The organism is Nocardioides sp. (genome assembly GCF_035547795.1).
In the GTDB taxonomy this organism is placed as follows: Bacteria; Actinomycetota; Actinomycetes; order Propionibacteriales; family Nocardioidaceae; genus Nocardioides.
The window spans coordinates 1-5,866 of sequence record NZ_DASZUF010000126.1 but is presented as its reverse complement, the minus strand read 5'-3'; the positions used below and the strand labels follow the sequence as shown (position 1 = coordinate 5,866).

The 5,866-nt window shown below is 72.6% G+C and carries 6 protein-coding genes and 1 pseudogene; 3 read left to right on the top strand and 4 right to left on the bottom strand.

Annotated elements, in window-relative coordinates:
• A partial coding sequence (locus VHA72_RS08715) for an endonuclease/exonuclease/phosphatase family protein (RefSeq protein WP_325574283.1) occupies window positions 1-638 on the bottom strand: 638 nt, incomplete at its 3' end.
• Between the two features lie 64 nt (window positions 639-702).
• On the opposite strand from VHA72_RS08715, the gene VHA72_RS08710 reads away from it, so the two are divergent.
• Window positions 703-1,272, top strand: coding sequence for a hypothetical protein (locus tag VHA72_RS08710; RefSeq protein WP_325574280.1), 570 nt, complete (start codon window positions 703-705; stop codon window positions 1,270-1,272).
• 2 nt (window positions 1,273-1,274) lie between these two features.
• Here the strand turns inward: VHA72_RS08710 and VHA72_RS08705 are convergent, their stop codons facing one another.
• Window positions 1,275-2,204: an NADP-dependent oxidoreductase gene (locus VHA72_RS08705; RefSeq protein ID WP_325574279.1), complete on the bottom strand. Its 930-nt coding sequence runs from the start codon at window positions 2,202-2,204 to the stop codon at window positions 1,275-1,277.
• A gap of 56 nt (window positions 2,205-2,260) precedes the next feature.
• Between VHA72_RS08705 and VHA72_RS08700 the strand changes: the two genes are divergently transcribed.
• Entirely contained in the window at window positions 2,261-3,613 is a 1,353-nt protein-coding gene (locus tag VHA72_RS08700) for a class II 3-deoxy-7-phosphoheptulonate synthase (RefSeq protein ID WP_325574277.1), read from the top strand.
• 3 nt (window positions 3,614-3,616) lie between these two features.
• Here the strand turns inward: VHA72_RS08700 and VHA72_RS08695 are convergent, their stop codons facing one another.
• Window positions 3,617-4,093 carry a hypothetical protein gene (locus tag VHA72_RS08695; protein WP_325574275.1) on the bottom strand — a complete coding sequence of 159 codons (477 nt, stop codon included), beginning with the start codon at window positions 4,091-4,093 and terminating at the stop codon, window positions 3,617-3,619.
• A gap of 92 nt (window positions 4,094-4,185) precedes the next feature.
• Here VHA72_RS08695 and VHA72_RS08690 point away from each other — a divergent pair, with 92 nt between their 5' ends.
• A complete protein-coding gene (locus VHA72_RS08690) occupies window positions 4,186-5,178 on the top strand; it encodes a threonine aldolase family protein (protein WP_325574273.1) in 993 nt (330 codons plus the stop codon).
• A gap of 540 nt (window positions 5,179-5,718) precedes the next feature.
• Here VHA72_RS08690 and VHA72_RS08685 read toward each other — a convergent pair.
• Window positions 5,719-5,866 (bottom strand): annotated as a pseudogene (locus VHA72_RS08685) (IS256 family transposase); the annotation flags it as partial.

The window sequence follows — 5,866 nt, the reverse complement described above, 5'->3', positions numbered from 1 at the left end:
GCCTCGACCGGGAACGTCGGCTGGTGTTCGCCGAGCGGGGCCATCCGGCTGGCGCGGGCGGCGCGGTCAACCTCCATGTTGAGGTCGCCGGTCAGCAGCAGCGGGCGCGGCAGCGCGCGCAGGGAGCGGGTCAGCGCCCGCAGCTGGTGGCCGTTCCACCACGGCAGGAACGACAGGTGGGTGGTGGCCACGGTGAGGACCCCCAGGGGCGAGTCGACGGTCGCCGCGACGGCCACTCGCGGCTCCTCGCGCACCAGCGTCGGCCAGCGCCGGTCGTGGAAGCGCATCGGCGCCGGTCCGGGCACGACCGGCAGCCGCACCACCTCCCAGGAGGTGGCCGGATAGCGGCTCAGCAGCGCGATGCCGTACGCCGCCGCGTCGGGTTGCTCGCGGCCCGTCGCGGCCGTCCAGGTGGCGCCGGGGCTGCCGGCCAGCGCCGCCACGAACCGGTGCTCGGCGGCGCCCATCGCCCGGGCCGCGACAGCGGTCAGGTCCGCGCCACCGGACCGATGCTGGTTGCGGTCGACCTCCTGCAGCGCCAGGACGTCGGCGTCGAGGCTGGCGATGGCGTCGGCGTACAGGCCCAGGTCGACCTCGTCCCGCTCGCGAGACCGGCCGTGCAGGATGTTGAACGTCACCACGCGCACGATCGGGCGGTACCCGCTCGGCATGGCCGGTCACGCGCCCGGGTATCGAACTGCCATGCCTGACGAGGTACGCCGGGGCCTGCGCGAGGCGCTCAAGACGGTCGCCGTCGCGCTGAAGGAGGGCTCCCTGAACAAGGGGGCGCCGTTCGCCCTCGCGGGCAGCTACGCGCTGTGGGCCCGCGGCGGCCCCGAGCCCGACCACGACGTCGACTTCATGGTCGCCGAGCAGGACGCGCCGGCGGCGATGGCGCTGCTGGCCGAGCACGGGCTGCAGGTGGTGCAGCCGCCCGAGGACTGGCTGTTCAAGGTCTTCATCGGCGACTCGATGGTCGACGTGATCTTCCGCAGCGCCGGCGTGTCCGTCGAGCGCAGCCACTTCGCCGGCGTCGACGAGTTGGAGGTCGAGTCCGTCGCGATGCCGGTGCTCGCCGCGACCACGCTGATGACCGACAAGCTGCTCGCGATGGAGGAGCACGCCTGCGACTTCGGCGCCGTCCTCCCCGCCGCGCGGGCGGTGCGTGAGCAGATCGACTGGGCCAGTGTGCGTACCGCCGTCAAGGGCAACCCGTACGCCGAGGCGTTCCTCTACCTGCTCGACCGGCTCGCCATCAGCTCGGCCACCTGACGTCAGGGGATCAGCACGACCTTCCCGGCGGCGTGGTTCTCGGCCACGAACCGGTGTGCCTCGGCGACCTCGGCCAGCGGCAGCTCACGCACCACCCGCACCTTCAAGGCGCCCTCGCCGGCCAGCCGGGCCAGCTCGGGTCGGGCGGCGTCGCGCAGCGCGGTGCCCGGGTCGGCCCCGGGCGCGCCGCCGAGCCGCTTGATCCCGGCCTCGGCCGCCTGCGGGGTCACCACCACGGTGGCGATCCGGTCGTGCTCCACGAGCGCCAGCGAGGTCGCCAGCGCCTCGTCCGTGCCGGCGGCGTCGATGGCGGCGGTGGGCCGGCCGGCCGCGAGCACGCGCTCCTGCAGGCCCTCGCCGTAGGTGATCGGGGTGGCACCGAGGTCGCGCAGCAGCTCGTGGTTGCGTTCCGAGGCGGTGCCGATCACCGACGCGCCGCGCAGCCGGGCGAGCTGGATCACGGCCTGCCCGACCGCGCCGGCGGCGCCGTGCAGCAGCACCACGTCGCCCGCGCCGACCCCCGTCGCCTCGAGCGCGTGCACCGCGGTGGCACCGGCCAGGAGCAGCCCCGCCGCCTCGGACCACGGCAGCGAGGCGGGCTTGGGGACGACGTCCTTGGCCGGCACGATCAGCGCGGAGGCGTAGCCGCCGCTGACCCGAAACGCGATCACCTCGTCACCCGGCGCCACCCTCGTCACGTCCGGGCCGACGGCGTCGACCACGCCGGCCACCTCGAAGCCCAGCCGGAACGGCGTGTCCCCGCCGCGGCCGCCGGAGCGGATCTTGAGGTCGACCGGATTGACACCCGCGGCCCTCACCCGGAGCCGGACCTGGCCGGCGCCCGGACCGGGCAGCTGCTCCTCGCGCAGCACCAGCACCTCGGGGCCGCCGTACTCGTCGGCCACCACGTACGTCGCGCTCAACTCGCTCATGTCCACGCCAACCCGTCGAGTCGGCGACGCATTCCGCTCGCGCGTACCCTGAGCGGGTGAGCATCCCGTCCCTCGCCGACCTGCACGCCCTCGGTGCCGCCCAGCAGCCCTCCTACCCGGACCGGGCCGCCGTGGACGCCGCCGTCGAGCGGCTGCGCACCATGCCGCCGCTGGTCTTCGCGGGGGAGTGCGACGAGCTGAAGAGCAAGATCGCGGCCGTCTCGCGGGGCGAGGCGTTCCTGCTGCAGGGCGGCGACTGCGCCGAGACGCTGGCCGGGGTCACCGCCGACAACGTGCGCGCCAAGCTGCGGGTGCTGCTGCAGATGTCGGTCGTGCTCACCTACGCCGCCAGCGTGCCGGTGGTGAAGCTGGGCCGGCTGGCCGGGCAGTACGCCAAGCCGCGCTCCTCCGACTTCGAGACGCGCACGCTCGCCGACGGGCAGACGGTGACGCTGCCGGCGTACCGCGGCGACGCCGTCAACGGCTACGACTTCACCCCCGAGGCGCGCACCCCCGATCCGCAGCGGCTGGTCGACATCTACAACGCCTCGGCCGCCACCCTCAACCTGGTCCGCGCGTTCGTGACCGGTGGCTACGCCGACCTGCGTCAGGTTCACACCTGGAACCAGGACTTCGTGAAGGGCTCGCCGTTCGCGGCCAAGTACGACGCGCTGGCCGGCGAGATCGACCGGGCGATGGCGTTCATGCGCGCGATCGGCGTGGCCGACGCCGACGAGTTCCACCGCGCCGACTTCCACTCCTCGCACGAGGCGCTGGTGCTCGAGTACGAGCATGCGCTGACTCGCATCGACAGCCGCACCGAGCAGCCGTACGACGTCTCCGGGCACTTCGTCTGGATCGGCGAGCGCACCCGCCAGATCGACGGCGCCCACGTCGAGCTGATGTCGAAGATCCGCAATCCGATCGGGGTGAAGCTCGGCCCCACCACCACGCCCGACGACGCGCTCGCGCTGGCGGCTCGGCTCAATCCCGACAACGAGCCCGGGCGGCTGACGTTCATCACCCGCTTCGGCGCGGGCAGGATCCGCGACGGCCTGCCGCCCATCATCGAGAAGGTGACGGCCGAGGGCGTCTCGGTGGCGTGGATCTGCGACCCGATGCACGGCAACACCTTCGAGGCGACCTCGGGCTACAAGACGCGCCGCTTCGACGACGTACTCGACGAGGTGCAGGGCTTCTTCGACGTCCACCGTGCGCTCGGCACCTGGCCCGGCGGCCTCCACGTCGAGCTCACCGGCGACAACGTCACCGAATGCCTCGGCGGCGGCGAGGAGCTCACCGACGCCGACCTGGCCAACCGCTACGAGTCGGTCTGCGACCCGCGCCTGAACCGGGTCCAGTCGCTGGAGATGGCCTTCCTGGTCGCGGAGATGCTGCGCAAAGCGTGACGCTCAGGCCTCTGCGGCCAGGTGCTGGGCCCGCTCGAGGACCAGTGCCTGCTGCGCGCCGAGGGTGATCGCGAGGTAGAGCAGGATCGCGGTGTTGCTCAGGCCGGCGGCGTCCGCGTCCACCCGCTTGATCAGCAGGTCCACGGACAGGTGCAGGCCCAGGCCCACGATCCAGAGGACCAGGGTGGCGACGTTGCCCTGGCGATACAGCGTGCCGGCCTCGCGCCACACGTGCACGGTCATCCCGCGCAGCGCGCCGAAGCCGGCGCCCACGGCCAGGCTCGCGACCAGCAGCGCCCACGCGCTCGTGCTCACGTCGTGGTGCTGGTGGAACTGGACCGTCTCGACCAGGCCGACGACGCCCAGCACCAGCATGATCCGGTAGGGCTGCTCCTCGCGGACCGGCCGCCGGCGCAGCTGGCGGGTGAGGATCAGGGCAAGGACGGCGAGGGCGATGAGGATGTTGAGGGCGACGCTCACGTTCGGAGCGTACGGCGTCCGCCCGCCCGCGACCGGGCCGGCGTGTCACGGCTCGACCGTGACGTCTGTCAGCCGGTGACTAGGGTGAGCCCATGATCGACCTGCGCTCCGACACCGTCACCAAGCCGACCGGGGAGATGCGGGCCGTGATGGCTCGAGCCGAGGTCGGCGACGACGTGTACGGCGAGGACCCCACCGTGCTCGCCCTCGAGGAGCGGGTCGCCGGGATGTTCGGCAAGGAGGCGGCGCTGTTCACCCCGACGGGCTCGATGGCCAACGTGCTGGCGGTGCGGTCGCTGGTCGAGCCGGGGCAGGAGATCATCTGCGAGTCGGCGGCGCACATCGCCCGCGCCGAGCTCGGCGCCCATGGCGCGATCTCCGGCATCACCATGCGCACCTGGCACCACCCGCGTGGTCAGATCGACCTGGGAACGATCGAGGCGATGTATGCACCCGATCTGGGGCCGTTCTTCGTGCGCACCGCCGCGATCGCTGTCGAGAACACCCACAACTTCGCCGGTGGAGCGGTGCTGCCGCTGGCCGACCTGCGAGCGCTGCGCGCCCTCGCCGATGCCGTGGGCTGCCGCATCCATCTCGACGGGGCGCGGATCTGGAACGCTCATGTGGCCACCGGCGTGCCCCTTGCCCGGTACGGCGGGATCGCCGACGTACTCGCCGTGTGTCTCTCCAAGGGCCTCGGCGCGCCGGTGGGCTCGCTGGTCGTCGGCAGCCGCGAGGCGATCGAGGCCAGTCGGGTCCGGCGCAAGCGGCTGGGCGGGGGCATGCGGCAGGCCGGCATCCTGGCGGCGGCCGGGCTGTATGCGCTCGACCACCACGTGGAGCGGCTCGCTGAGGATCACGAGCACGCCCGACTGCTCGCCGACGCCTGCGGCGTCGACCCGGCCAGCGTCGAGACCAACATCGTGGTGGTGCCGCGCGAGGACGCGCCGGCGTTCGTGGCGGCGGCCCGGGAGGCCGGCGTGCTGATCAGTGCGGTCGGGCCGAAGGCGGTCCGGATCGTGACGCACCTGGACGTCGGCAAGGCCGATGCCGAACGGGCGGCCGAGGTGCTCGCTCGGCTTTGAGGGTCGCGAGCAGCGCGGCGGCCGGGTTGGCCGCGACCGCTCCGGCTCGCCGGAGCGGTCGCTTCGCCTGCCGTGGCGCTCGTTGCGGGGTGAACGTTTGTTCTGGGGGTTGGGGTCGTGCTTCGGGCGTTGAATGTTTGTTCCGGAGGTTCGGGGCGTGCGCCGGGTGTTGAACACTTGTTCTGGAATTGTGGGTCGTGCTCGCGGCTGAACACTTGTTTCGGGTTCCGGACACGTGCTCCGCGGGTTGAACGTTTGTGCGGAGCTGGAGGCGGTCCTCCGCTGATCGAATGATCGTTCGGCACGGGTGGACGGTCGTTCGATCGACCGAGAGTCGTGATCGAACCCGAGCAAGTGTTCATGGGCGCGCCGCGCGACGCCCGGCCAGCCGACAGCCGGCCGGCAGCGCCGACACCTGGCCGCTCGACCCGGGCCGACACCTGGCCGCTCGATCCGGGCCGACACCTGGCCGCTCGACCCGGGCCGGGTCAAGTCCGCTGGGGTGGTGTACGAGGTTGATCCCTCGGTTGGGCGTGTCGGTCAGGCTGTGAGTGCCTGCAGTTCGGGCTCGGTCACCTCCTCGACGACGGCGTGGTCGACCGCTTGGGCGCGGGCGAGGACGTCGAGTCCGAGGTAGCGGCGGCCTTCGGCCCACTCGTCGTGCTGCTCGGCGAGGACGGCGCCGACG